A 25708-nucleotide genomic window follows, 5' to 3' on the forward strand; every position below is an offset into this window, starting at 1 on the left:
CATGACAAAATGATGATGTCACACCGCGTACATCGAATCTCTGTAAATCCCGAACCCGAAGCATTTTGGGGGAGAGCATGATCAAGAATTATCTCGAGCAGCTGCGGATCCAGCGCTGGGACGACCATCGCTACTATCACCACAGCCGCATCAATCAGAGCCTGCACTTCATCAGCGCGCTGAGCTTTCTCTTCGCCTATGTCTGGCTGTTCGTCGATCCCGTGATCTCGGCGCTGGTCGGCTGGCTGATCTCGATGACCTCGCGCCAGGCCGGTCACTTCTTCTTCGAGCCGCACGATTACGACCACATCAACCAGGCGACGCACGAATACAAGGAAGAGATCAAGGTCGGCTACAACCTTCAGCGCAAGGTCGTGCTGATGGCGATCTGGGCGGCCTCGCCGCTGGTGCTGTTCGCAGATCCGACGCTGTTCGGCCTGTTCACGCCCTGGGCGAGCGCGACCGACTTCATGCGGCAGGTTGCCAAGATCTGGCTGGTGGTCGGGGGCGGCGGTCTTTTGTTCCGCACCGTGCACCTGTTCTTCATCCGCGACGTCGAGACCGGCCTCGTCTGGATGACCAAGATCCTGACCGATCCGTTCCACGACCTCATGCTCTATCGCGGCGCTCCACTCGCCCTGATGCGTGGCGAACTGATGGACCCCGGCCTGCATCTCAACCCCGAGCATACGCTGGGCCTGATTGCTGAGCCCGCGCTGGAAGAGCAGCACGCCTGAGCACGCTGCCCCGAGCAAACACTCCGATGCCTGATGGTTACGTCATGCCCGGCTTTGTGCCGGGCATCCACGTCTTGGAGGTTGCTGCAAGCGCCGTCATTCCGGGGCGGCTCGAAGAGCCGAACCCGGAATCTCGAGATTCCGGGTTCGATGCCTTGCATCGCCCCGGAATGACGGTTGTGGTGTGGGGAAGAGCCTCAGCGCCCAAATCGCTTGGTCAGCATCTCTTTCAAGATCTGCCGCTTGATATTCTTGTTGGTGAGCGCGCCGTCGTGCCACCAGAAGCCATCGGCCTTCATCTTCTCGGCGGCGCGGACGAAGCGGTCGGCGACCTCAGTGAAGTCGGCGTCGGTGTAGTTGAGGCTGAAGATCAGCCGGCCGGTGCCGACCCAGCTCAGCGCCAGCCCCTCGGCGCGCAGGTAATATTGCAGCATCCAGTTGTAGCGGGACGGAATGGTGTATTTCACCGTCCAGATCGACGAGAAATTGGCGAACCGCACCGGGAGGTCGGCATCGCTCATCATCTGGTTGAGCTTCTGCACGCGACCGTTCCAGGTCGCGTCGAGATCGTCATAAATGGCGCGGAAATTCGGGCTGGCGAGCCGGCTCAAAAACTCGTCCATCGCCGTCATGACGTAAGGGTGCGAGTTGAAGGTGCCGCGCGCGAAGCAGATGTCGGCGGGGCGATCGTCGCGGAAGCGGCGCATCAATTCGCGCTTGCCGCAGACCACGCCGACCGGCAGACCACCGGCGAGGCTCTTGCCGTAAGTCACCATGTCGGCCTTGACGCCGAAATATTCCTGGGCGCCGCCGACGGCGAGACGGAAGCCGACGAACACCTCGTCGAAGATCAGCACGATGCCGCGCCGGTCACAGACTTCGCGCAGCTTCTTCAGCCACGCCGTGTAAGCCGCGCGATCAAAATTGCCGCCGCGGGAGGAATCGACCAGCGAGGAATCGCCGGGCGCGTTGACGTTCGGATGCAGGCCTTGCAGCGGATTGACCAGCACGCAGGCGATGTCCTTGCGCGTGCCCAGCACATGCAACGTCTTCTCCGACATCTCGGAGAGCGTATAGGTCTCGTGTGCGGGAATTGGATTGCCGACGCCGGGCTGCACGTCGCCCCACCAGCCGTGATAGGCGCCGGCGAAACGGACGAGATGCGTGCGCTTGGTGTGGTAGCGCGCCAGCCGCACCGCCTGCATCACGGCTTCAGTGCCGGACATGTGAAACGAGACCTCGTCGAGACCAGAGATCTTGCAGAGCCGCTGGACGTTCTCGAGGATGACGGGGTGATAGGGGCCGAGCACGGGACCGAGCGCATGCGCACGTTTCTCGGAGCCCTCGATGCACTCCTTGTAGAAGTCGTTGCCGAAGATGTTGACGCCGTAGGACCCCGTGAGGTCATACGAAATGTTGCCGTCGACATCGGTCACGGTGACGCCGCTCGACGAATCCATGAAGGTCGAGGTGCCCAGATGTTCGCGGACGAGCCGCGAGAACTGGAACGGCACGCGATAGCTTTCGGTGAAGTTGAGGTCCGAGATGGACTCGGCCGCTTGCTGCGTCATCGCACGGCCCTTGGGGTAGCGCTCGGCGTAGAGAGCAGCGAGCCGGAAGAAAGCGTCCTTGCGCTGCTTCACCACGTCATCAGGTGCACCATCGCAGCCGAAATATTTGTCGCCATCGAACTCGTAGAAGGGCAGCAGCTTTGCCACCCGACGCGACATCTTGGAGTGGCCGGCGAGCGAGCGGTGCTTGGCGCGGGACAGTTCGACCCGCGCCTTGATCTTCGGGAGGACGGCGGCAGCGGATGCTGCGGCGGCCACGGACATCGAGAGAATCGGGAGTGTCGTTTCCATGACAACCAGCGCTAAACCTGTGAGCTGACAGATTCATGACAGTCAAAGCCCTCATCGCCTCTTTCACCCAGCAGGAAGACCTCAACTTCCTGTTGACCAACCGCATCCCTCGCGCGGGCCTCACCCGCTTCATGGGCTGGTTCTCCAAGATCAGGAATCCGCTGGTGCGGGATTTTTCCATCGCGCTGTGGAAGCTGTTCTCCGACCTCGACCTGTCGGAGGCGCGCAAGACCCATTTCACGAGCTTGCACGATTGCTTCACGCGCGAGCTGAAGCCGGGACTTCGGCCTTTTGATCCGGATCCGTCAGTGGTTGCGAGTCCCTCCGACGGCATTGTTGGTGCCCACGGCCGGATCGCGGATACCGAGCTGTTCCAGGTCAAGGGCGCTCCCTATTCGCTGCTCGATCTGCTCGGCGATCCCGCACTCGTCGACCAGCACCGCGACGGCAGCTTTGTCACGCTGCGGCTGACCTCGAGCATGTATCACCGTTTCCACGCGCCCTATGACGCGCATATCGAGCGCGTCACGCTGATCCACGGCGATGTCTGGAACGTCAACCCGATCGCCTTGAAGAGAGTCGAGCGCCTGTTCTGCAAGAATGAGCGCGCGGTGATCCGCACGCGTTTGTCCACCGGCGAAGCGGTGACACTGGTGCCGGTCGCCGCGATCCTGGTTGCCAGCATCCGGCTGCATTTCCTCGACATGGTGCTGAACGCGCAGACCAAGGGACCGGTCAACTTTCCTTGCGACGTCAACGTGGCCAAGGGCGAGGAGCTCGGCTGGTTCGAGCACGGCTCGACCATCATCATCCTCGCGCCCGGCGACTTTTCGTTCTGCGACGGGATCACCGAAGGAACGCGTATTCGCGCAGGTCAGGCGCTGCTTCGGCGGAGCTAGTCTTCATTCCGCCGTGTCGGGCGCCTATATCGCCTGCGGAGACGGTCAGACGATACGACAGGATTGTGATGGCGCGAGCGCCGGTGATGGCGGCAGGTGGGATTGTGCTGCGGAGTGGCGAGGCGCCGCTGATTGCCGTCGTGCGGCAGCGCAAGCGCAATGAATGGGTGCTGCCCAAGGGCAAGCTCGACGACGGCGAGACGCCGAAAGAGGCCGCGCACCGCGAGGTGCTGGAGGAGACCGGCCATGACGTCGCCATTCACGAATTCCTGGGTACGCTGGTCTACCAGTCGGGCGGGCGCTCGAAAGTCGTGCATTTCTGGCGGATGGAGGCCGAGGGCGGCCCGGTCCGCAAGCTGATGAGCGACATCAAGGCGGTCGACTGGCTGACGTTGGACGACGCGCTTGCGCGTCTGTCGCGCGAATATGAGCGTGCGTTCCTCACCCAGGTCGGTCCGATCGCAATCGCGGCGGCGGGGCTCATGCCTGCGACGGCGACGGAGCCGACGCCCACGCTGGTGGCCGATGATATCGATGCCGCCTTGCAGACGTTGACGCCCGCCGAAGCCGCCTCGGTCGACGAACTCAGGCATGGCCTGTTGCAGAAGGTGCGAGCCTGGTTGCGCGGCGAGGCGTGAGGTTTTCCGCTCGTCTCTCTCCACGCCGTCATTGCGAGCGCAGCGAAGAGGCACGCTGACGCTGCACCTCTTCCCCTGTGGGCCCCTTGTGCGAGAGGGTGGCTCGCCGCGTAAGGCGAGACGGGTGAGGGGTGTCTCTCCGCGCTGGAATCTCTTCATCAGAGCTTGCTGAAGCAACCCCTCATCCGGCGCTTCGCGCCACCTTCTCCCACAAGGGGAGAAGGAAGAAAGCGAACTACCGCTGCTTCTTGTCCTTCGGAGCCGGCGCTGGTCTGCGCGGCACGGCGGGGCGTTGGACGCCGGGCAGGCGCTGCTGCACGCCGCCTTGTTGCGGCCGGACGACCGGCTGCGGGCCGGGCTGCAATCCGGTGCGCGGCGCTTGCGGCTGTGGCGTCGTGCCTGGTTGGGGCGTGACCGCGCCTGGCCGCTGCGGAGGTTGTCCGCTGCGCGGTGGCTGCGTCCGCGGCGTGGCGCCGGGTTGCGTGCCTTGTCCGGTGCGTGGCTGGGCAGCCGGCTGTCCTTGACCCTGCCGCTGGCCGGGTTGCTGCGGACCATTTTGCTGGGGAGCTTGTTGCTGCGGAGCTTGGCCCGCGCGCGGGGTGCCCGGTTGAGCGGCGCCGCCTTGCCGGCCCGGCGTCTGCGCGCCAGGCGGCTGCTGGCCCGGACGGTTGTTCTGGCCCGGCTGGCCGTTCGGCCGCTGCGGCTGCTGGTTCGGCGGCGTTGCCGGATGCAATTGCTGTTGCTGCGGCGGCTGCGCCGGGCGTGGAATGCGGCTGAGCGCACCTGGATTGTTACGGCGGAAGTCGCGCTGCTCGGTGACGATCTGGCGGCCGGTGGTCTGCGCCGCATGCACCTGACTGACGAAGCCGCGGTCGCGCGCAATCTGCTGCGGTGGAATCGTGATCGGCACGGCCGCAAAGCGCATGCCGCCTGGGCCGGCCGCGCCCGGCCGGATCGCAAACCCGCTCGCGGCCTGCGTGAGTGAACCGAGCCGCGAGCCGCTGGTGCGATCGTTGACCTCGATATGGCCGACCCGGCCGTCGGCGTCGGGATAGAGCTTGATGTTGACGTTGTTGGCGCCGGTCGCGGCCGCGTTCTCGGGCACGTCGACGACGCCGGTGGTGCCGCGAATGCCGAGCGTCGCGGTCGGTGTTGCGATCTTCATGTCGCCGGTCTTCGCCACGGCTGCGGCAACGAAGGCGACGGTGCCCTTGCCGATGTCGAAGATCGCAGAATTCTGCTTGCCGCCGTCCTCGTAGACGTAGTTGTCGATCGTGATCTTGGAGCTGGCGGAGAGATTGAACGTGGTGGCGTCGTTGAAGGTGATGCCGAGCGAGGAGTTCGAGGACGTCTGTACGACGTCGTTGAGGTAGATGTCGTCGCGCACCTTCAGCGGATAGGAATTCTTGTCGCGGATCACGGTCGCGATTCCCGTCACGGTCGCGACGTTGCCGATCGGCTCCACAGCGGCGGGTTGGGCATCGGTGGCCGGCGCGGGCGAGGCCGATGGCGCCGGGGAGGGCGCCGGCGTCGGCTGCGCTTGCGGCTGAGCTTGTATTTGGGCTTGTCCTTGGGCTTGGACTTGGGCTTGTATTTGGGCTTGCGCGAGCTCGACTGTATCGGATGCGCACGCGCTGTTCGCGCCCGCCAGCGGCAGCGCCAGCAGCGGCAAAGCGAACACGATGCGGCGCCAAGCCACCATCAAATCCACGAATGAGGTCCCGGTGAGAAACGCGAGGCGAGGTCGGCCGATATCAGCCTGAGATGGCTGAATGGCGGATGAACATCTGTCGCACGGGACGGGCGGACGTTCACGGAGGACGTTTCCAGCGACTTCGAGCCAGATATCTCCAGAGCGTCGTGGCCGGGCTTGACCCGGCCATCCACGCCTTTGCTTTGTTGCACCAAGAACGTGGATGCCCGGGACAAGCCCGGGCATGACGAAAAGTTGTGTGTGCCGTTGCAACCGCGTCGGCGTCAGCTCACCCGCTTCCAGGTCTGGCCGCCGCAGAACAGGCCACCGAAGGCGCAGCCCTGCACGCGCATCGCGTTCGGACCTTTCATGGCGATGGTCGAATCGTAGTTGCGGCCGGAGTTGGGGTCGTGGATGCGACCGCTCCACTTGGCGCCGTCGGGCTTCATGTTGATCAGGATCCGCTCATTGGTCTTCTCGGCATAGCCGCAGAGATTGGGGCCGCACTGTTCGACGCGAACATTGCCTTTGTTCTCCTCAGTCGCCCAGACGCCGATCGGCGTGTTCGCGACCTGCACAGGCGCGACAGGCGCCGGAGCGGGCGGCGTATAGGCGGCCGCTGCGCCATCAGGCGCGGGCGGGACAACAGGAGCAGGAGCTGCAACCGGCGCCGGCGGCACGGTCGTGTCCACGGGCGGTGCGGCAGCAACGACATTTGCCGGAGCGGGGGCGGCGGTCGGCGCTGCCGGAGCAGGGGCGGGCACCGGCGCCTGCGCCACGGGCTGCTGCTGTACCGGAGCCGGCGCGGGCTGTGCCGTCGTCGCAGGTGGCGTGGTGTCGTCGTTCTTGGATCCGCCAAGGCCGTTGAGATTGATGTTGTTCAGCTTGATCGGCTTGTCCGACAGGCCGGGCGCCACGATGGTGACGCAATCGAGCGAGGCGCAATGGCGTGGCGTCTCGATGCGGATGCGCTGGCCCTCGATCTGGAACGAGAGCGCATTGCCGGCATGTGCGGCGGCGGTTGAGGCCAGGAAGAGCGCGGTGGCGGCGATGCTGAGCTTGTTCATGACAATCTCCGAAATGGCGTGGGGTCCCGAGCTGGACTGAAGTCGGTCGCGGACCGGATGTGGCTCGACCTTATGCCGAAGCTATCGGGCCTTCTGTGATGGACCTCACAGCGGCTGCCCGGGTGTGGCATGGTTAAAGAACGCTGAAATCCACGTGTTGAAGAGTTTTTAAGTAAATTCACCGAACGTGCGTGCATGACGCGCGGAGTTCGTTTGTATCTCGTCGGCTCCATCGTCCTTGTTTCGCTTGCGGGTTGCGGACGCGGCTGGTTCCAGGCCGAACGTGAACCGTGGCGGGCCGAGGCCGAAGCGGCGTGCCTGAAATCGGGCGCCGTGAAAGAGAGCGCCGACATCGTCCGGATCGACCCGATCTCCGGCCCCGGCATGTGCGGCGCGGAGTTTCCGCTGAAGGTCGCTGCCCTCGGTGAAGCCTCGAGCAGCTATGGCTTTGCCGACGAGGAGCTGCGCCCGCCCGGCAATGTTGGCAATCAGCCGCGCTGGCCGGTGAGCCAGCCGCAATCGAACTATCCGGCACCCGGCTATCCGCAGCGGTCGAACTACCCTGAAAGCGCGGTGCGCCAGCCCGCCGGCTACGGCGCCTCGTCAGGCCCGGTGTCGCTCAATGCGCCCGGCGTGGCGCCGCAGGAAGACGAGATCGACCTGCCGCCCGAAGGCACGGATGCCGCGGGTGCGGCGCGTTACATGAACGCGCCGAGCTATCCGGCGCGGCCGGCGCCGTATTCGCAGGCTCCGTCTTCGCAGGCGCCTGCGCAACAGCCGCTGCCGCGGCTGGGCCCCGCGCAGGGCAATCCCGTCACCGCCGTTGGTCCCGTCGCGATCAAGCCGACTGCGACGCTTGCTTGTCCAATCGTCTCAGAACTCGACCGCTGGCTGGCCGATAGCGTGCAGCCATCGGCGATGCGCTGGTTCGGCGCCCGCGTGGTCGAGATCAAGCAGATCTCCGCCTATTCCTGCCGCGGCATGAACGGCAATCCGCACGCCCATATCTCCGAGCACGCCTTCGGCAACGCGCTCGACGTCGCCGCCTTCACGCTCGCCGACGGGCGTCGCATCACCGTGAAGGATGGCTGGCACGGCATGCCGGAAGAGCAGGGATTCCTGCGCGACGTCCAGTCGGGCGCCTGCGCGCATTTCACCACCGTGCTCGCGCCGGGCTCGAACGTCTATCACTACGATCACATCCACGTCGACCTGATGCGCCGCGCCAGCCGTCGGCTGATCTGCCAGCCGGCTGCAGTTTCGGGCGAAGAGGTTGCCGCACGCGCCCAGCGGCGCAATCCCTATGCGAGCTCGCGCGATCCCTACGTGACCGGCTCGCTCGGTACGCACAAGAGCAAGCGCGACAAGATCAACGAGGAAGACGAGTTCTCGGACGACTAGGTCGCGATCGGGAGCCCTGCGAGTTACAGCATCATTTCGCGGCCGACTTCGACGACGGCGGCGCGAGCCCCATGCAGCGCTGCACCTCGGCCGGGACGTTGTAGGTCCGCATGATATGGCGGCTGTCGCGCAGGCCCGTCGCCTCGCGTTGGACCACGAACATCCAGAGCGCCTGGCCGGCTTCCATCACCAGCTTGCGCCTTGCCGATTGCAACGAGGCCGGCGTTTCCGACAATGCGTGGGCGGCGTCGAATTCGCGCAATTGCGCCAGCGCCTGTTCGAGCGTGCGGCCCATGCGTCCAAGCGCTGAGGCCTGTTCCTGGACGATCTCGTAGTGGAGGATATCGACCGGCGGGCGAAGATCACGGGGCATGGCGCTCATATAATGGTGCGCATCCCGCCGGTGCAACGCGCGCCAGTCCGCCGTTACTTTGCCTGGTAGGCGGCGAGGAACATCCGGGTCGCGCTGTCGACGACTTCCGTCATGCGCTGTTCCGACGGCGGCGGTGCTGCCTGGAAGACGAACGGCAGGAACAGCGAGGCCTTGCACAGTTCCATGAACTGCGAGGCGGCGAGGTCGCAATCGTCGATCTCGAGATCGCCCGAGGCGACATGGACTTTGAGATATTCGGACAGCCGGTTGATGGTCTTGTCCAGCACGCGCAGATAATAGCGGCGGCCGACATCGGGCATGCGCTCGGCGATGGCCATCACCGTGCGGATCGCCGATCCGCCGCCGGGCCGGCAGAGCAGGTGAATGTAGGCCTGGCCAAAGTCCTTCAGCGTGGTCTCGGCGTCGCGCGCGGGGTCGAAATTGAACACGACCTGGCCATGAAAGAGCGCTTCCTCCTCGAGGATGGCTTCGAACAGTGCACTCTTGTCGGCGAAGTAGACGTAGAGCGTGCCCTTGGAAACGCCGGCCGCGCGCGCGATCTCGCCCATGCTGGCGCCGTCAAAACCCAGATCCATGAACACCTTACGGGCGCCGGCCAGAATCTGGCGGCGTTTGGAGCTGTCCTCCTCCTGGAGGATTTGCAGATGTTCGCGACCGGCTACAACCATTGGTTCAGCGTCTCGGAAGGTTTTCAGATCGGGCTCGCAGCATGAAACCCAAATAAAGGATTCGGACCAGTAGGGTTCGCCCGGGAACATTAGGTATATTGACCGAACCGTTCGGTCAATGGTATTTGGGATGGCGAGCGGGAAAGCGGCTGTGTGACGGCTGCCCCGGATCGCGTTTTTTTGTTGGGGGGCCTTTATGGCCGTATCGAGAGACCAGGCAGCGCGCGTCCTTCGCCAGGAAGCTGCAGAGACGTCGGCGGATCGCGAAGCTGCGACGGGGACACAAGCCGTCCTCGCCGAACAGCTGCGTTCTCATGTGGCCGAAGAGACCAAGCGACGCACCAGCGAGGCGCCGGAGAAGCGGGTGACCGACCAGCCGGCCCCAACTGCAGCCGCGCCCGCCGCCGCCGCGCCAAAATCCGGCAAGCGCAAATTCGTCATGATGGGCATCGGCCTCGTGCTGGCGCTCGCGGCGGCAGGCTATGCCGGCTATTACACCCTGGTCGGCCGCTTCTTCGTCTCCACCGACGATGCCTATGTCCGCGCCAACAACACCATGCTAGGCGCGCGCGTGGCTGGCCACATCTCGTCGATCCTCGCTCGAGACAATACGCCGGTGCACGCCGGCGACATCATCCTGCGCATCGACGACGGCGACTACAAGATCGCGGTCGACGCGGCCGCGACCCGGATCGGGACCCAGCAGGCCACCATCGATCGGATCGGCCGCCAGATCGCGGCGCTCGACAGCCAGGTCGCGCAGGCCAAGGCGCAGCTCGTCTCGGCCGAAGCCGGCCTCAAGCGCGCCGATCTCGATTATGAGCGCCAGCAGGAGCTGAGCAGCAAGGGCTTTGCCTCGCGCGCCACGTTCGAAACGTCGGAGGCCGGGCGTGACCAGGGCGCAGCCGCGGTCAAGGCCGCGCAGGCGGCCTACGACGTCGCCGTCAGCAATGTCGACGTTGCCAAGGCGCAGCAGGCCGAAGCGCAGGCGCAGCTCGCCGAGCTCAAGACCACGCTCGCCAAGGCCGAGCGCGATCTCTCCTTCACCGCCGTGCGCGCGCCGGTCGACGGCATCTTCTCCAACCGCCTTGTCAACTCCGGCGACTTCGTCGCGGTCGGTCAGCGGCTTGGCAATGTCGTGCCGCTCGATGAGGTCTATATCGACGCCAATTTCAAGGAAACCCAGCTCAAGCGCATCCGCCCCGGCCAGCCGGTGACGATCAAGGTCGATGCCTACGGCATGCGCAAGTTCTCCGGCGTGGTCGACAGCATCGCGGCAGGCGCAGGCTCGGTGTTCACGCTGCTGCCGCCCGACAACGCCACCGGCAATTTCACCAAGATCGTGCAGCGCGTGCCGGTGCGCATCCGCGTGCCGAAGGCGGTTGCGAAGCAGAACCTGCTCCGCGCCGGCATGTCGGTCTACGCCACCGTCGACACCAACAAGGGCGCCGCCGACGCCGACAGCGAGATCGATCTCGACGATCCCACCATGATCCATCCGCAGTAGGCGCCACCGAGCGCTGCGAGGTCAGACCATGGCCACCGCCACCACCGCTTCACCTGCCATGATGGCATCAGCCGCCTCGGAGCGCATCGCGCCGAAGCGGCTGTTCGCCTTCATCATCATGGTGTTCGGGATGTTCATGTCGATCCTGGACATCCAGATCGTCTCGGCCTCCTTGAGCGAAATCCAGGCCGGCCTGTCGGCGAGCTCGAGCGAGGTTTCCTGGGTCCAGACCGCCTATCTGATCGCCGAAGTGATCGCGATCCCGCTGTCCGGCTTCCTGTCACGTGCTTTCGGCACGCGACTGCTGTTCGCGATCTCGGCGGCCGGCTTCACCGCCTCGAGCCTGCTCTGCGGCTTCGCCACCACCATCGAGGAGATGATCCTCTGGCGCGCACTGCAGGGCTTTCTCGGCGCCGGCATGATCCCGACCGTGTTCGCCTCGGCCTATACCGTGTTCCCGCGCTCCAAATTCCACATCGTCGGTCCCATCATCGGACTTGTTGCGACCTTAGCTCCCACGATCGGTCCGACGGTCGGCGGCTACATCACCGATTTGATGTCGTGGAACTGGCTGTTCTTCATCAACGTCGTGCCCGGCATCGGCATCACCCTGGGCGTGCTGGCGCTGGTCGATTTCGACGAGCCGCATTTCGAACTGCTCGACCGCTTCGACTGGTGGGGCCTCATCTTCATGGCGGGCTTCCTCGGCACGCTCGAATACGTGCTGGAGGAAGGTCCGCAATATGAATGGCTGCAGGACACCTCCGTGGCGATCTGCGCCTGGGTCTGCGCCGTCTCGGCGATCTCGTTCTTCGTGCGCGTGTTCACGGCCGCCGAGCCGATCGTCAATCTGCGCACGTTCACCAACCGCAATTTCGCCGTCGGCTCCACGCTGCAGTTCTGCATCGGTATCGGTCTCTATGGACTGACCTACATCTATCCGCGCTATCTCGCCGAGGTGCGCGGCTACAGCGCGCTGATGATCGGCGAGACCATGTTCGTCTCCGGGATCACCATGTTCCTGGTCGCGCCGCTGGTCGGCCGGCTGATGGCGAGCCTCGACATGCGCTACATGATCGCGTTCGGCCTCGTCGTGTTCGCGATCGGCTCCTACCAGATGACCTGGATCACGCGCGACTACGATTTCTACGAGCTGCTCGTGCCTCAGATCCTGCGCGGCATCGGCATGATGTTCGCGATGGTGCCGACCAACAACATCGCCCTCGGCACGCTGCCGCCCGAGAGGGTGAAGAATGCCTCGGGTCTGTTCAACCTGATGCGCAATCTCGGCGGCGCGGTCGGTCTTGCCGTCATCAACACCGTGCTCAACGACCGCACCGATCTGCACATCACGCGCCTGCAGGAGCGCGTGACCTGGGGCAACGCGACCGCGACCGAAACCCTGACCATGTTGGCCCAGAAGTTCCAGGGGCTCGGCGACTCCACGCTGATGGCAATGAAGCAGCTCAGCCAGATCGTGCACCGCCAGGCCGTGGTGATGAGCTTCGGCGATGCCTTCTTCGTGCTGACGCTGTTCTATCTCGGCCTCAGCCTGCTGGTCACGCTGCTCAACAGACCGGCGTCGCCATTCGGCGGCGGCGGCGACGCGCATTGACGCTACCTACCCCACACGCGGTGTCATCGCTCGGCTTGACCGGGCGATCCAGTACTCCGAGACGGTTGTTGTTGATCCGATAAGCCGCGGCGTACTGGATGGCCTGGTCGAGCAGGGGCATGACAGCGGAGATTGAGGCGACGGCGAGGCATATGAACCCGCACTAAAATGCAACACTCGTGCGTGATCTCGCGCGAGGCCCGTTGCAAATCGCAGGCGATACATCTATAAGGCGCACCTCATTCAACCGAACCGGGGAGGGATTTGCATGATTTCGTCGCATTCGCAGATCGCACGCCCGCGCTCGGTTTTCTGGCTCGGTATGTGCTCGGCCCTTTAGAGGCCATTTCCGCCAGCTTCGATTGGGCCAGGCTTTCGACCAAACGCCCCGATCGCTCCGCTTCCCAAGTCAACCTCAGTTCTAAGTGACGCCGTCTCGGCCCTTGTGGCCGGCTTGCGTCCATCGATGGAGCCGGCTCGCGCCGTCAGCGGCCGGATGATGTCATGACCGCCCTGTCAAAAAAACCCGCGGCGATCCGCGTGGTCCTGCCCTTCGTGTTCCGGCACTGGCTGAAGCAGCCAGCGCGGACGCTCGCTATTGCTCTCGGTCTACTGGGTGCAACCGCCGCCGACCTGTTCATGCCGGTGTTCTCAGGACATCTGGTCGACGCGCTGACGCAGGGCCCATCCAGCATCGAGGCGCGCCACGCCGCGCTGGTGGCGCTCGGCGGCATCGTCGTGCTGGGCGCGGCCTCGATGGTGCTGCGCCTGACCGGGCTGCAGGTGATCGTGCCGTTCACGCTGAAGATCATGTCCGACGTGGCGCAGGACGCGTTCCTGCGCGTGCAGCGCTTCTCGACCGACTGGCACGCCAACTCCTTCGCCGGCTCGACCGTGCGCAAGATCACGCGGGGCATGTGGGCGCTCGATCTGCTCAACGACACGCTTCTGCTGGCGCTATTGCCATCGCTGGTCGTGCTGATCGGATCGATGATCCTGCTCGGCGTGCACTGGGCCTCGCTCGGCGCGGTGATCGCGCTCGGCGCGCTTGTCTATGTCACGATGACGGTGCTGTTCTCGACGCGCTATATCGCGCCGGCCGCGCGTGTCTCCAATGCATGGGACACCAAGGTGGGCGGCACGCTGGCGGATGCGCTGACCTGCAATGCGGTGGTGAAGTCGTTCGGCGCGGAAGCGCGGGAAGATGCGCGGTTGGCTCGTGTCATCAAGCGCTGGCGTGTGCGGGTGCGGCGGACCTGGTTTCGCTACAACTACACGGCCATGGCGCAGCTCTCGCTGCTGCTGTGCCTGCGGGGGTCCGTGATCGGCGGCTCGGTGCTGCTGTGGATGTACGGGCATGCCTCGCCCGGCGACGTCACCTACGTGTTGACGAGCTATTACGTGATCCACGCTTACTTGCGCGACGTTGGCATGCACATCAACAACCTCCAGCGCTCGGTCAACGACATGGAGGAGCTTGTGGCGATCCATGACGAGCCGATCGGCATTGCCGATGCCGCTGACGCGCGGCCGATCACAATCGAGGGCGGCGAGATCGTGTTCGACGACGTCACGTTCCACTATGGCGGTCATCGCGCGCCGCTGTATGACGGGTTGTCGATCAGGATCCGCGCGGGCGAACGCGTCGGTCTCGTCGGCCGCTCCGGCTCCGGCAAGACGACTTTCGTCAAGCTGGTGCAGCGGCTCTACGACGTCACCGGCGGTCGCGTGCTGATCGACGGGCAGGATATCTCGAAGGCCACGCAGCAATCGCTGCGCAGCCAGATCGCGATCGTGCAGCAGGAGCCGATCCTGTTTCACCGCTCGCTTGCCGAGAACATCGCCTATGGCCGGCCCGGCGCCAGCCTGGAGGCGATCGAGCAGGCCGCGCGGCTGGCGAATGCGCACGACTTCATCCTGCGCCTGCCGAAGGGCTATGGCACCCTGGTCGGCGAGCGCGGCGTGAAGCTGTCGGGCGGCGAGCGGCAGCGCGTGGCGCTGGCGCGCGCCTTCCTGGCGGATGCGCCGGTGCTGATCCTGGACGAGGCGACCTCGAGCCTGGACTCGGAGTCGGAAGCCCTGATCCAGCAGGCGATGGAACGGCTGATGAAAGGCCGCACCTCGATCGTGATCGCGCACCGGCTGTCGACGGTGCGCAGCCTCGATCGCATCCTGGTGTTCGACCGCGGCGAGATCGTCGAGCAGGGCACGCATGCCGTGCTCGCGGGCAAGCCAGGCGGCACCTATCGCAGCCTGTTCGAGCGCCAGGTGGTGGAGCTTGGGCAGATCGCAGCGGCGGAATGAGCGTGGAATGGCGCGTGGCTGACGGCGATCGTCGGCCAGGACCGCCGGAGGATGGAATGAGATGAAAGACCTCACGCACGGCTCCGTCGTGAGCCATATTCTGAGCATGGCGCCACCGATCGTGGTCGGCATGATCACGATCATGATCTGCCAGCTGGTCGACTTGTACTTCGTCTCGGGCCTGGGCGAGGCGGCGATCGCGGGTGTTGCTGCGGCCGGCAATGCGGGCTTTCTCGTCAATGCGCTGATGCAGGTGCTCGGCGTCGGCACGGTGGCGCTGATGTCACACGCGGTCGGCCGTAAGGATCGCGACGATGCCAATCTCGTCTTCAACCAGTCGGTCGTGCTGTCCGTGCTGTTCGGCTTGCTGACATTGGCCGCGGGTCTTGCGCTTTCGCGCCCCTATATGCGCGCGATTGCGGCGGACCAAGCCACGATCGAGGCCGGCACGACCTATTTGCTTTGGTTCATGCCGGCGCTCGCGTTGCAATTCGCGACGCAGGTGATGGCGTCCGCATTGCGGGCCACCGGCATCGTGCGGCCGAGCATGCTGGTGCAGGCGCTCGCCGTGACCATCAACATCGCGCTGGCACCGGTGCTGATCACGGGGTGGGGCACCGGACATGCGCTTGGTGTCGCCGGAGCGGGCCTTGCAAGCTCCATCGCGGTTGGCGTCGGCGTGCTGATGCTGCTGGTCTATTTCCTCAGGCTGGAGCGTTACGTCGCGTTTCATCCGGCGCAATGGCGTCCGCAGCTTCGGCAGTGGAAGAGAATCCTCAATGTCGGGCTTCCCGCCGGCGGCGAGTTCGTGATGGTCTTCGTCGTCATGGCGGTGGGCTATTACGTGCTGAGCGTATTCGGCCCGGCGGCGCAGGCGGGATTCGGCATCGGGACGCGGCTGCTGGGTCTGATCCAGATGCCGGCACTCGCCATCGCGCTTGCCGCAGGGCCAATCGCCGGCCAGAATTTCGGCGCCGGCAATGGCGCGCGTGTGCGGGAGACTTTTGTCAAGGCATCGCTCATGGCGACAGCCGTGATGACGGCTTTTCTGATCGTCGCGCAGTTCGCGCCTGGTCTGCTGCTTGCAGGGTTCTCGAGCGATCGGGAGACGATGGCGGTTGCGTCACTTTTTCTGCGTATCGTCTCATTCAACATGGTGGCGCAGGGGCTGATCTTTGTCTGCTCCAGCATGTTCCAGGGACTGGGCAATACCAAGCCGGTGTTGTGGACCTCGGCAATGCGGGTCTTGACCTATTCCTTGCCGTCGATCTGGCTCTCGACGTGGCCGGGCTTCCGGATGGAGCACGTCTGGTACTTGTCGATCGTCACCAACGCGCTGCAGGGCGCCCTGAGCGTGTCGCTGTTGCTGCGCGAATTCGGGAAGCGGCTTGCGCCGTCAGCCCACCAGAAAATAAGGGAGCCGACAGATCCTGAGCCTGTCGCATCGCCGCTGCGCGAGCCCGCGTAGCGAGGCTCCCTTGGCTTGGTTCTCCACCCACGGCTCCGGCACGTCTGCCGCGCCGTGGGAAAGCAAGACTAGTGCGCGCCGAGACTGTTCCAGACCAGGGTAGCGCCAGACAGGAATAGCAAGCCGAGCACGACGTCGCCAAAGTGCTTGTCGCTGAGTGCGTGATAGACCCGCGCGCCGGCCCATGCGCCGATCAAGGTACCCGGGAATGCGACCATCGCGAGCCAGACCACCTTGAAGGCGACCAGGCCCGAGACCGTCTGCAACACCAGCGCGGTGGCGAGCACCGTGAAATTGAACAGCTGGAAGATGCCGCGCCGCTCGTGCTTGTTCCAGCCGCGGATGTTGGCCCAGAGGATCGGCAGCGGGCCCGACAACCCGGCGAGGCCGCCCAGAATGCCGCCGGCAAACCCGATCGCGCCGTCGGCGATGCGGCCGCCGAACTTGATGGCGAGGGGCCTCTTGTTGAGGTACAGCGCGGTCGGGAAGATCAGCAGCAGCACGCCGACGCTGAGCTTGAACACTTTGGGATCGGCGGAGGCGACCAGCATGGTCCCGAGCGGCACGCCGATCAGTCCGCCGATCAGGAACGGCCATACCAGCGAGAGGTCAAAGCTCTTCCACATCGACGGCAGCGTGGAGGTCTGTGCGATCACCGAGCAGATCAGCACCAGGGGCACCGCGAGCGAGGGCGGCAGCACGTAGAGCCAGATGCCGAGCGCCATCAGCGCCGTGCCGAACCCTGCGAGCCCCGAGACGAATCCGCCGGCCAGTGCGCCGAACAGAATCAGGGCATAGGAGGACGTTTCCACCAGTGAATTCCCGTCGTGACCTGCGATTCCGAAGCCGTGATCGCCTCACGGCGCATAGCACAAATGCGGCATGAAACGTCAATTTCAAAATTGCTAGACGATCTGCCTGGTATCAGCAGGCCTGTGGAGCGCGCCGACGAGGATGCGCAACGCTTCGCTCAATTCGGAGCGGTTGCGCGCTGCGCCGAGCGAGACGCGCGCCGCGTGCGGCGGTTGCCCGTCGACCGCGAAGGCGTCGCCGGCAACGATCGCGAGCCCGTTGCGCAAGAGGTCCGCCGCGAGATCCGGCCGCCCCGCGGGCAAGTGCAGCCACAAATGATGCGCCGCCGGCTTCGCCTGAAATTGAAATGCCGTCAATGCACGTTGCGCCAATTGCTGGCGGCCGATCGCCTCGTTACGGATCGCGGTGATGATGCGATCGGCGACGCCGCTCTCGAGCCAATGCGTCACCAGCGCGACCATCAGCGGCGCCGGCATCTGCACGGTCGCCTGCAACAAGCTCCTCATCTCCTGTTGTGTTGCGCTGTCGGGCGTCAGCAGATAGGCGACGCGCAGCGCCGGCGCGATGCATTTTGACAGCGTGGTCGCCAGATATGTCCGCTCCGGGATGAGGTTGGCGATCGGCGAGGCCGAGCGGTCGAGCAGCCCGTAGGCATCGTCCTCGATCAGAACAGTATCGGTATCGCGGATGATCTTGGCGATTGCGTTGCGCCGCTCGGGGGCAAGCGTCGCCGTGGTCGGATTGTGCAGCGTCGGAATGAGATAGACGGCCCTGGGCTTGTGCGTGCGACAGGCTTTCGCCAGCGCATCGGGCAGGATGCCGCCGTCATCCATCGACACACCGACAAGCTTGATACCGAGCTGCGCCGCCGCGGCCTTGATACCTGGGAAAGTGACGACTTCCGTCAGCACCGCGTCTCCCGGCCGCGCAAGGTGCGCGAGCAGGTTGAACAGGATCGTCTGCGCGCCGGGAAAGACCACAAGCTTGTCGGCCTGCGCGTGCGGAACACGTGCCCGCATCCAGTGCGCGGCGACCTCGCGCTCATGCGCGCTGCCGCCGGGCGGCTGGTAATTGAGAAATGCGGTCAGGCCGGATTGCGCGCGTATGGCTTCGAGGCCGGCGACGATGCGCTCCTCGAGCCGCGCTTCGAGCGGATGCGGCGGCACGTTCATCGACAGGTCGATCGCAATGGGATGCGGCAGGTCGACCGCGCGGCGCGCGCTGGTCTCCGACACGAACGATCCCTGGCCGACGCGGGCTTCCATGATGCCGCGACGCCGCGCCTCGGTGTAGGCCCGTGTCACCGTGGTGAGGTCAATGCCGAGCGCCTTGGCGAGCGCGCGCTGCGTCGGCAATTGCTGTCCTCGCACCAGCCGGCCGGCAGCGATGTCGGCCTCCATGGCGTCGACGATGCGCTGGTAGCGCGGCCCTGACAGCTCCGAGATTGTAGGGGTCCACTCCATGCAATTAGACCCTTATCCTTTGAATGTATGGAAGCAAAATATTATTGTATGGACCATCAAAACGGAAGAGGTGTGGTCATGGCGACCGGTTCAGTCTCTCTGGCAAGGGCGATGTGGCGCGGCTTTCGCGGCAAGTGCCCGAACTGTGGCGAAGGCCATCTGTTCGGCCGCTTCCTGAAAGTGGCGGCCGCTTGCGATCGTTGCGGCGAGGAGCTGTTTCACCAGCGCGCCGATGACTTCCCGGCCTATCTCGTGATGGTCGTGGTCGGCCATCTCGTGGTGCCGGCGATCCTCGCGGTCGAGACCGCTTATGCACCGCCGGTGTGGCTGCAACTCGCGGTGTGGCTGCCGGTGACGCTGTTTGCCTCGCTCGCGCTGCTGCAACCGACCAAGGGCGCCATCGTTGGCCTGCAATGGCAGATCGGCATGCATGGGTTCGAGGCCAGCAAGCTGCGGCGCGAAGCCGGTCAGCTTGCGCCAGTGCTGGTGAAGACACCGCGCGCTGCCTGAGGCAGCTGGCGGCGTTTACATCGCGCAGGCCATCGCTACACTCCATCGCATCAAAACAAGAACGATGGAAACGCCGATGGCCACTCGCGCAAAAACCTTCCTGCTTTGTCATGGCGCGTGGTCCGGCGGATGGGCCTGGAAGAAGATGCATCCGCTGATGGTCCAGGCCGGCCACCGGCTGATCGCGCCGACCTACACCGGGCTCGGCGAGCGATCGCATCTCGCAAGTCCGGCGATTGAGCTCGAAACGCATATCCAGGACATCCTCAACGTCATCCGGTTCGAGGATCTCAGCGACGTCGTGCTGCTCGGCCACAGTTACGGCGGCATGGTCGCGACAGGCGTTACCGATCGCGCGCGTGAGCGCATCACGCAGCTAATCTATCTCGACGCCTTCGTGCCGCACGACGGCCAGTCGCTGTTTGATCTCAACGAAGGTGGCCGTGAGCCGATGCGCAAGGCAGCTGCCGCAGGTGACGGCTATCGCATTCCGCCGAACCCGCCGCCGCCGGATACGCCGCAGGCCGATCTCGCCTGGCTCGATGCGCGTCGCATCAACATGCCGCTCAAGTGTTTTGAAACGAAGCTGAAGCTTCAGCACGGCGAACCGGCGATCCCGCGGAGCTACATCTACTGCAAACGCATTCCGCCCGGCGATGTGTTCGGCCAGTTTGCACGACGCGCGAAGAGCGAGGAGGGCTGGCGCTATTTCGAGCTCGACGCGAGTCACGCGCCGAACGTGACGGCGCCGGAGGCTTTGATGGGCGTGTTGCAGGAGATCGTCGGTTAAGTCTCGCCGTCATTCCGGGGCGTGCGCAGCACGAGCCCGGAGTTCATTCATCCACAAACTCTGCGGGCCGATGGATTCCGGGCTCTCGCTTCGCGAGCCCCGGAATGACGGTCCAAATTGGTGAGGGGTCCGATGCGGTTGGCATCGAACCCCTCGTCGCAAGGCATCAGCCGGCCTGTAAGCCGGGTTCTGTAGGGCACCGCCCGCTTGCGCAAGCGATACGTGACGGCCATTCCTCTGGGACCATGTTCGCACATGGCCTCGAGCAACCTACCCGGACGGCGGGCCTGACATCGCCCCGCGGCGTTATCGCTTTCGCGAACAGCCCGCTTAAGCCGTCCCTATTCGGTTTTGCTCCCGGTGGGGTTTACCATGCCGGCTCCGTTGCCGGAGCCGCGGTGCGCTCTTACCGCACCTTTTCACCCTTACTTCCTCCGAGGAGGGAGCGGTTCGTTCTCTGTGGCACTTTCCCTGGGGTCGCCCCCGCCGGACGTTATCCGGCACCGCATGTCAAGGGAGCCCGGACTTTCCTCCCCGGCGGCCTTTCGACACTTGCAGGGGCGGCCGTCCGGCCGACTGACGGCCTAGGCAATGAGCATTTGTGACGGTTTCGTCAAGGCAATATCCCGCGCTACCCGGCCTCGAAATAATTTATCCTGAAGATGTCGTTTGGCGGGTGACCCGTTCGACTGGATGTCGGTGATCCCACCGAACAACAGGAGCCAGGCAATGCAATATCTGCTGATGATCTACCAGAACGAGGCCGAGTACGCGAAGATCGACACGGGAACCAGCCAGAAAATGTCGGCAGAGTATGAGGCCTTCACGCAATCCATCGTCCGGAATGGCAATTTCAAGGCCGGCGACCGGCTGCGGCCGACCACGACCGCGACGACGGTGCGCGTGCGCGATGGCAAGACGCTGACGACCGACGGTCCATTTGCGGAGACGCGCGAACAACTCGGCGGCTACTATCTCATTGAGGCCAAGGATCTCAATGCGGCGATCGAGATCGCGGCCCGCATTCCCAGCGCGCGCATCGGGTCGATCGAGGTGCGGCCGATCTGGGTCTACGACAAGTGACGGCTGAGCCGCGCATCGACGCATGACGCCGACCGACATCGACAAGGTCTTTCGCGACGAGGCGGGGCGGGCGCTGGCCACCCTGATCCGCCTCGTCGGCGATTTCGATCTCGCCGAGGACGCGCTCCAGGACGCGTTCGCGGTTGCGCTGGAGCGCTGGTCGGTTTGCGAACTGCCCGGCAATCCGCGCGCCTGGCTGGTCAATGTTGCGCGCAACAAGGCGATCGATCGTGTCCGCCGCCAGGCCGCCTTCCGCGGCAAGCAGCAGGCGCTGCTGCACGAGCTCGAGCTCAACGCCCAAGCGCCGGCCGAGCCGCCGGCGATGCTCGACGACGACATGCTGCGGTTGATCTTCACCTGCTGCCATCCGGCGTTCGCGTCCGAAGTCCAGGTCGCGCTGACGCTGCGCACGGTCTGCGGCCTCTCCACGGCCCAGGTCGCGCGCGCGTTCCTGGTCAGTGAAGACGCGATGGGACAGCGCCTCGTTCGCGCCAAGCAGAAGATCAGGCTTGCCGGCATTCCCTATGAAGTGCCCGAGCCCGACGCGCTGGCGCCGCGGCTCGACGGCGTGCTCGCCGTGATCTATCTCGTTTTCACCGAAGGCTATGTCGCAACCTCGGGCGCGGACCTGATGCGGCCCGATCTCGCGGCCGAAGCGATCAGGCTCGCGCGCTTGCTCGACCGTCTGATGCCCGATCGCGCCGCGATCAAGGGGCTGCTGGCCCTGATGCTGCTGCACGATGCGCGCCGCGCCGGCCGCGAAACTGCAGCCGGTGACATCGTGCTGCTGGAAGAACAGGACCGCTCACTCTGGGATCGCGCGCAGATCGAGGAAGGCTCGCGTCTCGTCGATGACGCGCTGCGCGTGCCGGGGCGGCCGCAGCCTTATGTGGTGCAGGCCGCCATTGCCGCGCTGCATGCCCGCGCGCCGAGCTATGGTCAAACCGACTGGCCGCAGATTGCGGGGCTTTATGAAGTCCTGGTGCGCATCAATCCGTCGCCGGTGATCGAGCTCAACCATGCCGCCGCGATCTCGATGGTTGACGGCCCGGCGCGCGCCCTCGACCTTGTCGACGCGACCGCCGCACGCGGTGGGCTCGATGGTTACGAGCTGCTGCCCGCCGTGCGCGCGGATCTGTTGCGACGGCTCGGGCGGAAGCAGGAAGCACGCGATGCCTATGCTGCCGCGACGGCGGCGACGCAATTGGAGCCGTTACGACGATTGTATGCGCGGCGGGTGAGGGAGATGGGCGACTAGTCGCTCAAACCCGGCCTCGTGCCCCGGACGCAGCGCAGCGCCCCCTTTGGCGGTGCGCCGCAGAGCCGGGGCCCAGCTCCCCGCAGCGGATTCGTGTCGCAACTGGGTCCGGCTCTGCAACGCAACGCGAAGGGCGTTGCATTGCGTCCGGGACACGAGACTTGGCAAATGACGGAGTGTGTGGTGCCCGCCGTCACTTCGACGCGACGGCGGTGTCGTCCGCCGGCAGGCTCGCCAGGAGCGCCTGCAAGGTCGTCAGCGTCGAGTGATCGGCAACGCCGTCCAGCCGCGCGGGACGGAAGTGACGCTGGAAGGCGGTCACGACTTCCATGGTCGATGCGTCGTATTTGCCCGTGAGCGGCACGCCATAGCCATAGCGGGCCAGCGCCTGCTGCAGGCTCAGCACCGCGTCGCTGATGGTGCCGAGCATCAGGGTCTCGCCGCGCACGACCGGGGCCGGCGTTACCCAGTGACCGACGCCGGAATTGGCGAGGGAATGCCAGGGAAATTTCTCGCCGGGATCTTTCTTGCGCGCGGGCGCGACGTCGGAATGGCCGAGCACGCGTTGTGGCACGATCTTGCGGCGGAGGATGATGCCGCGGCATAGCGCGATCACCGCCGCGATCTGCCGCAGCGGATACTCCGGATAGCCCCAATCGTGGCCGCGGTTGATGATCTCGATTCCGATCGAGCAGGAATTGATGTCGTCCTCGCCGGCCCAGGAGGAGACGCCGGCGTGCCAGGCGCGCCGCGCTTCCGGCACGCACTGCACGATTCGGCCGTCCTCCAGCACGACGTAATGAGCCGAGACTTCGGTACCAGCCGTGCACAGCCGGGCCAGCGCGCCCTCGACGTCGGGCATGCCGGTGTAGTGCAGCACGATCATGTCGGGTTGCCGGCCCTTACTGCGCTCGCCATGATTGGGAGAGGGGATGACGTCCGAGACGATCGACGAATCCGGCTCGAACGTCCGCATGGCCGCCGCTGCCTTTGGAATCGGCAGAGCGCGCTGACGCTTCGAATCAGTTCCAGACGGCGTGGACGGACCGGACGGCATAAACAACTCAGAATCGGACGATGAGGGGGCCAAGCCCTTCTCTTTACTATTCCTTTACCCTCCACTCCGTGCAACCGCGCGGTGCGGTTAACGCGTGCATTTTGGGTCAGTGTGTGGATGAGGCATCACCGCCCAAGGGCCGCCCAAGAAATCGCCCAAGAAACCGTCCAAGGACCTTTTCAAGATGTAACGAGCCGATCAACGCTTTCTTAACGCTAAGCGCCGTTACTGAGAAGTGAAGAGCCGACCCGCGTCCGGAGGCGGCCAAAAGCGTTTTTGGCTCGAAATCCCATGCTTGCCCGACATATTCCACTGGGAGCACCGGGTTTGCCGCCTGGGACGACCGGGCTCGGCGTGCATGCTGGACTGGGGCTTTGTCGTGGAACCGCCGCGACGCGGAATTATTCGAGGCGTGATGGGCAGCTTCGCCCCAAAATTGACCTGCCTGCTCTCCTGCGCACGCGGCGGGCGCGAGGCATGAGCGACGCGCCCCACATCCCCGTGCTGGGCCGCGAGGCGGTCGCGCACCTCGCGCCGCGCGACGGCGGCATCTATGTCGATGCCACCTTCGGGGCCGGCGGCTACAGCCGCGCCATCCTCGACATATCAGGAACCTGCGTGATCGCGATCGATCGCGACAGCACCGCGATCGCCGGCGGCGCCGAGCTGGTCGCGGGCGCCGGCGGCCGGCTGACGCTGGTCGAGGATCGTTTCTCGAATCTCGCCGAGGTCTGCGCTTCGCAAGGTGTCGACGCGGTCGACGGCGTCGTGATGGACGTCGGGGTGTCGTCGATGCAGCTCGACCAGGCCGGGCGCGGTTTTTCGTTCCGCCTCGATGGTCCGCTCGACATGCGGATGGGGCAGACCGGCCCGACCGCGGCCGATGTCGTCGCGCGCGCCTCGGAAAGCGATCTGGCCGATATCATCTATCTGTTCGGCGAGGAGCGGCAGTCGCGCCGCATCGCCCGCGCCATCGTCGCGGACCGGCAGGAGACGCCGTTCACCACCACGCGCGCGCTCGCCGATCTCGTCGGTCGGGTGGTGCGCTCGAAGCCGGGCGACATTCATCCGGCGACACGGACGTTCCAGGCGCTCCGCATCTTGGTCAACGAAGAGCTCGAGGAGCTCCAGACAGCGCTTTCTGCCGCCGAGCGCGTGCTCAAGCCCGGCGGGCGTCTCGTGGTGGTCTCGTTCCACTCGCTGGAAGACCGTATCGTCAAGAATTTCCTCGCCGAGCGGTCCAGGACCGGCGGCGGCTCGCGACATCTGCCTGAAGTGGCGCAAACGGCGCCGAGCTTCCAGCTTCTGACGCGGCGACCCGTGATCGCGGGCGAAGAGGAAGTCGCGCACAATCCGCGCGCCCGGTCCGCAAAGCTGCGTGCCGCCGAGCGGACCTCGGCGCCGGCCCATGCCGAGGACGCGCGCTCGTCCTGGCCAAGACTCTCCGACGTGATGAGGGGCGGCTAGCACATGCGCTTCATTCACCTTCTCGTCATCGGCGCGCTGATCTTCGCGGCCGCCTATGTCTACCGGATCAAGATGGATTCCACCGCCCGCGTCGAAAAAGTGCTGCGGCTGCACGCCGAGATCCGCGAGCAGCGCGATGCGATCGCGCAGCTGCGCTCCGAATGGGCCAAGCTCGATGCGCCGTTGCGGTTGCAGGGCCTCGTCGAGCGGCATCTGCCGCTCAAGCCCGTCAACGGCACGCAATATGATTCCCTGAGGAACCTGCCGGACCGTCCGCCGCGGATGTTCAGGCCGGGCGAGCCTGATCCGATCGGGTCCATGATCAATACCATCGAAGCCGCGAGCGATCCTGATAGCGTGACGGGCTCCGTGCCTCAGCCCGAGGACAAGCAATGAGCGCTGTTCCGGCCAAATCCACCGCGCGGCCAGCAGAACCCTGGCGGCAGCGCCTGATCCGCAGCCTGCTCTACGGGCGCAATGTCGATCGTGCCGCCAAAGCGCGTGCGCGCGTCGGCCTCGCGATGCTGGCGTTTGCCACGGTCTATGCCCTGATCGGCGGCCGGCTCGTGATGTTCGCGATCGGCGCCGACGCGCACAGTGCGCGGCGCGCCGCGTCGCAGGAAGTGGTGGCGACCGCACGGCCCGACATCGTCGACCGCAACGGCGCGATCCTCGCGACCGACGTCAAGGCGTCCAGCCTGTTCGGCGAGCCGCGCCGCATCATCGACAAGGACGAGGCGATCGAGCTTCTGACCGCAACCGTGCCCGATCTCGACGAGGCCGAGGTGCGCGAGCGGCTGAGGACGCGCAAGGGCTTCGTCTGGCTCAAGCGCGAGATCACCGCGAAGCAGCAGCAGGACATCCACAAGCTCGGCATTCCCGGCATCGGCTTCCTGCGCGAGAACAAGCGCGTCTATCCGACCGGCAACGAGGTCGCCCACCTCATCGGTCTCGTCAACATCGACAACCAGGGCATCGCCGGCATGGAGAAGTGGCTCGACAACCAGGGCCTCG

22 protein-coding genes, 1 other RNA gene and 1 pseudogene are annotated in these 25708 nt (G+C 65.1%); 15 read left to right on the forward strand and 9 right to left on the reverse strand.

What is annotated here, in order from left to right:
* Positions 1–77: 77 nt before the first annotated feature.
* On the forward strand, positions 78–737 hold the full coding sequence (locus BM374_RS24685; RefSeq protein ID WP_092297911.1) for a hypothetical protein: 660 nt from the start codon (positions 78–80) through the stop codon (positions 735–737).
* Between the two features lie 197 nt (positions 738–934).
* Here the strand turns inward: BM374_RS24685 and BM374_RS24690 are convergent, their stop codons facing one another.
* Complete coding sequence (locus tag BM374_RS24690; RefSeq protein WP_092297914.1) at positions 935–2599, reverse strand: aminotransferase class III-fold pyridoxal phosphate-dependent enzyme; 1665 nt, start codon at positions 2597–2599, stop codon at positions 935–937.
* Between the two features lie 35 nt (positions 2600–2634).
* On the opposite strand from BM374_RS24690, the gene asd reads away from it, so the two are divergent.
* Positions 2635–3498: an archaetidylserine decarboxylase gene (gene asd / locus BM374_RS24695; RefSeq protein ID WP_092297916.1), complete on the forward strand. Its 864-nt coding sequence runs from the start codon at positions 2635–2637 to the stop codon at positions 3496–3498.
* A gap of 68 nt (positions 3499–3566) precedes the next feature.
* The gene (locus tag BM374_RS24700) at positions 3567–4136 is read left to right on the forward strand and encodes an NUDIX hydrolase (RefSeq protein ID WP_092297920.1); all 570 of its coding nucleotides are present in this window, start codon (positions 3567–3569) and stop codon (positions 4134–4136) included.
* Positions 4137–4371: 235 nt separating this feature from the next.
* Here BM374_RS24700 and BM374_RS24705 read toward each other — a convergent pair whose 3' ends face one another.
* Both BM374_RS24705 and BM374_RS24710 read right to left on the reverse strand, forming a co-directional pair.
* The gene (locus BM374_RS24705) at positions 4372–5838 is read right to left on the reverse strand and encodes a FecR family protein (protein WP_177248517.1); all 1467 of its coding nucleotides are present in this window, start codon (positions 5836–5838) and stop codon (positions 4372–4374) included.
* A gap of 275 nt (positions 5839–6113) precedes the next feature.
* Positions 6114–6896, reverse strand: a complete 783-nt coding sequence (locus tag BM374_RS24710; RefSeq protein ID WP_092297926.1) for a DUF2147 domain-containing protein — start codon at positions 6894–6896, stop codon at positions 6114–6116.
* A gap of 195 nt (positions 6897–7091) precedes the next feature.
* Here BM374_RS24710 and BM374_RS24715 point away from each other — a divergent pair, with 195 nt between their 5' ends.
* Entirely contained in the window at positions 7092–8297 is a 1206-nt protein-coding gene (locus tag BM374_RS24715) for an extensin family protein (RefSeq protein WP_092297929.1), read from the forward strand.
* 31 nt (positions 8298–8328) lie between these two features.
* Here BM374_RS24715 and BM374_RS24720 read toward each other — a convergent pair whose 3' ends face one another.
* Positions 8329–8670 carry a DUF6665 family protein gene (locus BM374_RS24720; protein ID WP_092298071.1) on the reverse strand — a complete coding sequence of 114 codons (342 nt, stop codon included), beginning with the start codon at positions 8668–8670 and terminating at the stop codon, positions 8329–8331.
* Positions 8671–8723: 53 nt separating this feature from the next.
* Positions 8724–9359, reverse strand: coding sequence for a TetR/AcrR family transcriptional regulator (locus tag BM374_RS24725; RefSeq protein ID WP_092297933.1), 636 nt, complete (start codon positions 9357–9359; stop codon positions 8724–8726).
* Between the two features lie 196 nt (positions 9360–9555).
* Between BM374_RS24725 and BM374_RS24730 the strand changes: the two genes are divergently transcribed.
* The 4 genes from BM374_RS24730 to BM374_RS24745 all read left to right on the forward strand — a co-directional run bounded on the left by BM374_RS24730 (position 9556) and on the right by BM374_RS24745 (position 16253).
* The gene (locus BM374_RS24730) at positions 9556–10866 is read left to right on the forward strand and encodes an HlyD family secretion protein (protein WP_092297936.1); all 1311 of its coding nucleotides are present in this window, start codon (positions 9556–9558) and stop codon (positions 10864–10866) included.
* Between the two features lie 28 nt (positions 10867–10894).
* A complete protein-coding gene (locus BM374_RS24735) occupies positions 10895–12481 on the forward strand; it encodes a DHA2 family efflux MFS transporter permease subunit (protein WP_092297940.1) in 1587 nt (528 codons plus the stop codon).
* A gap of 504 nt (positions 12482–12985) precedes the next feature.
* Complete coding sequence (locus tag BM374_RS24740) at positions 12986–14785, forward strand: ABC transporter ATP-binding protein (protein ID WP_177248505.1); 1800 nt, start codon at positions 12986–12988, stop codon at positions 14783–14785.
* A gap of 61 nt (positions 14786–14846) precedes the next feature.
* Positions 14847–16253 (forward strand): MATE family efflux transporter, encoded by a 1407-nt coding sequence (locus tag BM374_RS24745; RefSeq protein WP_092297946.1) that lies wholly within the window; start codon positions 14847–14849, stop codon positions 16251–16253.
* A gap of 68 nt (positions 16254–16321) precedes the next feature.
* Here BM374_RS24745 and BM374_RS24750 read toward each other — a convergent pair whose 3' ends face one another.
* Positions 16322–17065, reverse strand: coding sequence for a sulfite exporter TauE/SafE family protein (locus BM374_RS24750; RefSeq protein ID WP_092297949.1), 744 nt, complete (start codon positions 17063–17065; stop codon positions 16322–16324).
* Between the two features lie 93 nt (positions 17066–17158).
* Positions 17159–18529, reverse strand: coding sequence for an aminotransferase-like domain-containing protein (locus BM374_RS24755; RefSeq protein ID WP_092297953.1), 1371 nt, complete (start codon positions 18527–18529; stop codon positions 17159–17161).
* Positions 18530–18577: 48 nt separating this feature from the next.
* Here BM374_RS24755 and BM374_RS24760 point away from each other — a divergent pair, with 48 nt between their 5' ends.
* Together BM374_RS24760 and BM374_RS24765 are read left to right on the forward strand one after the other, a co-directional pair.
* The gene (locus BM374_RS24760) at positions 18578–19039 is read left to right on the forward strand and encodes a DUF983 domain-containing protein (protein ID WP_177248506.1); all 462 of its coding nucleotides are present in this window, start codon (positions 18578–18580) and stop codon (positions 19037–19039) included.
* 76 nt (positions 19040–19115) lie between these two features.
* Positions 19116–19829, forward strand: coding sequence for an alpha/beta fold hydrolase (locus tag BM374_RS24765; protein ID WP_177248507.1), 714 nt, complete (start codon positions 19116–19118; stop codon positions 19827–19829).
* 162 nt (positions 19830–19991) lie between these two features.
* On the opposite strand, the gene rnpB is transcribed toward BM374_RS24765, so the two are convergent.
* An RNA gene (gene rnpB / locus BM374_RS24770) (RNase P RNA component class A) lies at positions 19992–20409 on the reverse strand.
* Positions 20410–20558: 149 nt separating this feature from the next.
* Here rnpB and BM374_RS24775 point away from each other — a divergent pair.
* Both BM374_RS24775 and BM374_RS24780 read left to right on the forward strand, forming a co-directional pair.
* Positions 20559–20912, forward strand: a complete 354-nt coding sequence (locus tag BM374_RS24775) for a YciI family protein (protein ID WP_092298074.1) — start codon at positions 20559–20561, stop codon at positions 20910–20912.
* A 22-nt stretch (positions 20913–20934) separates the two neighbouring features.
* A complete protein-coding gene (locus BM374_RS24780; protein ID WP_092297962.1) occupies positions 20935–22170 on the forward strand; it encodes an RNA polymerase sigma factor in 1236 nt (411 codons plus the stop codon).
* A 193-nt stretch (positions 22171–22363) separates the two neighbouring features.
* Here BM374_RS24780 and BM374_RS24785 read toward each other — a convergent pair whose 3' ends face one another.
* Positions 22364–23146 carry an N-acetylmuramoyl-L-alanine amidase gene (locus BM374_RS24785; protein ID WP_092297965.1) on the reverse strand — a complete coding sequence of 261 codons (783 nt, stop codon included), beginning with the start codon at positions 23144–23146 and terminating at the stop codon, positions 22364–22366.
* A gap of 558 nt (positions 23147–23704) precedes the next feature.
* Here BM374_RS24785 and rsmH point away from each other — a divergent pair.
* From rsmH to BM374_RS24800, 3 genes and pseudogenes are all read left to right on the forward strand, one after another.
* Complete coding sequence (gene rsmH / locus BM374_RS24790) at positions 23705–24694, forward strand: 16S rRNA (cytosine(1402)-N(4))-methyltransferase RsmH (protein WP_177248508.1); 990 nt, start codon at positions 23705–23707, stop codon at positions 24692–24694.
* 3 nt (positions 24695–24697) lie between these two features.
* Entirely contained in the window at positions 24698–25090 is a 393-nt protein-coding gene (gene ftsL / locus BM374_RS24795) for a cell division protein FtsL (protein ID WP_092297971.1), read from the forward strand.
* Positions 25087–25708, forward strand: a pseudogene (locus tag BM374_RS24800) (penicillin-binding protein 2); the annotation flags it as partial. The gene ftsL and the pseudogene BM374_RS24800, both read left to right, overlap by 4 nt.

Source organism: Bradyrhizobium sp. Ghvi, from assembly GCF_900115265.1.
Lineage (GTDB): Bacteria > Pseudomonadota > Alphaproteobacteria > Rhizobiales > Xanthobacteraceae > Bradyrhizobium.

Bases quoted from the DNA above. Each gene is read 5' to 3' on its own strand.
- BM374_RS24685 (WP_092297911.1), top strand. From the start codon at position 78: ATGATCAAGAATTATCTCGAGCAGCTGCGGATCCAGCGCTGGGACGAC.
- BM374_RS24690 (WP_092297914.1), bottom strand. From the start codon at position 2,599: ATGGAAACGACACTCCCGATTCTCTCGATGTCCGTGGCCGCCGCAGCA.
- asd (WP_092297916.1), top strand. From the start codon at position 2,635: ATGACAGTCAAAGCCCTCATCGCCTCTTTCACCCAGCAGGAAGACCTC.
- BM374_RS24700 (WP_092297920.1), top strand. From the start codon at position 3,567: ATGGCGCGAGCGCCGGTGATGGCGGCAGGTGGGATTGTGCTGCGGAGT.
- BM374_RS24705 (WP_177248517.1), bottom strand. From the start codon at position 5,838: ATGGTGGCTTGGCGCCGCATCGTGTTCGCTTTGCCGCTGCTGGCGCTG.
- BM374_RS24710 (WP_092297926.1), bottom strand. From the start codon at position 6,896: ATGAACAAGCTCAGCATCGCCGCCACCGCGCTCTTCCTGGCCTCAACC.
- BM374_RS24715 (WP_092297929.1), top strand. From the start codon at position 7,092: ATGACGCGCGGAGTTCGTTTGTATCTCGTCGGCTCCATCGTCCTTGTT.
- BM374_RS24720 (WP_092298071.1), bottom strand. From the start codon at position 8,670: ATGCCCCGTGATCTTCGCCCGCCGGTCGATATCCTCCACTACGAGATC.
- BM374_RS24725 (WP_092297933.1), bottom strand. From the start codon at position 9,359: ATGGTTGTAGCCGGTCGCGAACATCTGCAAATCCTCCAGGAGGAGGAC.
- BM374_RS24730 (WP_092297936.1), top strand. From the start codon at position 9,556: ATGGCCGTATCGAGAGACCAGGCAGCGCGCGTCCTTCGCCAGGAAGCT.
- BM374_RS24735 (WP_092297940.1), top strand. From the start codon at position 10,895: ATGGCCACCGCCACCACCGCTTCACCTGCCATGATGGCATCAGCCGCC.
- BM374_RS24740 (WP_177248505.1), top strand. From the start codon at position 12,986: ATGACCGCCCTGTCAAAAAAACCCGCGGCGATCCGCGTGGTCCTGCCC.
- BM374_RS24745 (WP_092297946.1), top strand. From the start codon at position 14,847: ATGAAAGACCTCACGCACGGCTCCGTCGTGAGCCATATTCTGAGCATG.
- BM374_RS24755 (WP_092297953.1), bottom strand. From the start codon at position 18,529: ATGGAGTGGACCCCTACAATCTCGGAGCTGTCAGGGCCGCGCTACCAG.
- BM374_RS24760 (WP_177248506.1), top strand. From the start codon at position 18,578: ATGGACCATCAAAACGGAAGAGGTGTGGTCATGGCGACCGGTTCAGTC.
- BM374_RS24765 (WP_177248507.1), top strand. From the start codon at position 19,116: ATGGCCACTCGCGCAAAAACCTTCCTGCTTTGTCATGGCGCGTGGTCC.
- BM374_RS24775 (WP_092298074.1), top strand. From the start codon at position 20,559: ATGCAATATCTGCTGATGATCTACCAGAACGAGGCCGAGTACGCGAAG.
- BM374_RS24780 (WP_092297962.1), top strand. From the start codon at position 20,935: ATGACGCCGACCGACATCGACAAGGTCTTTCGCGACGAGGCGGGGCGG.
- BM374_RS24785 (WP_092297965.1), bottom strand. From the start codon at position 23,146: ATGCGGACGTTCGAGCCGGATTCGTCGATCGTCTCGGACGTCATCCCC.
- rsmH (WP_177248508.1), top strand. From the start codon at position 23,705: ATGAGCGACGCGCCCCACATCCCCGTGCTGGGCCGCGAGGCGGTCGCG.
- ftsL (WP_092297971.1), top strand. From the start codon at position 24,698: ATGCGCTTCATTCACCTTCTCGTCATCGGCGCGCTGATCTTCGCGGCC.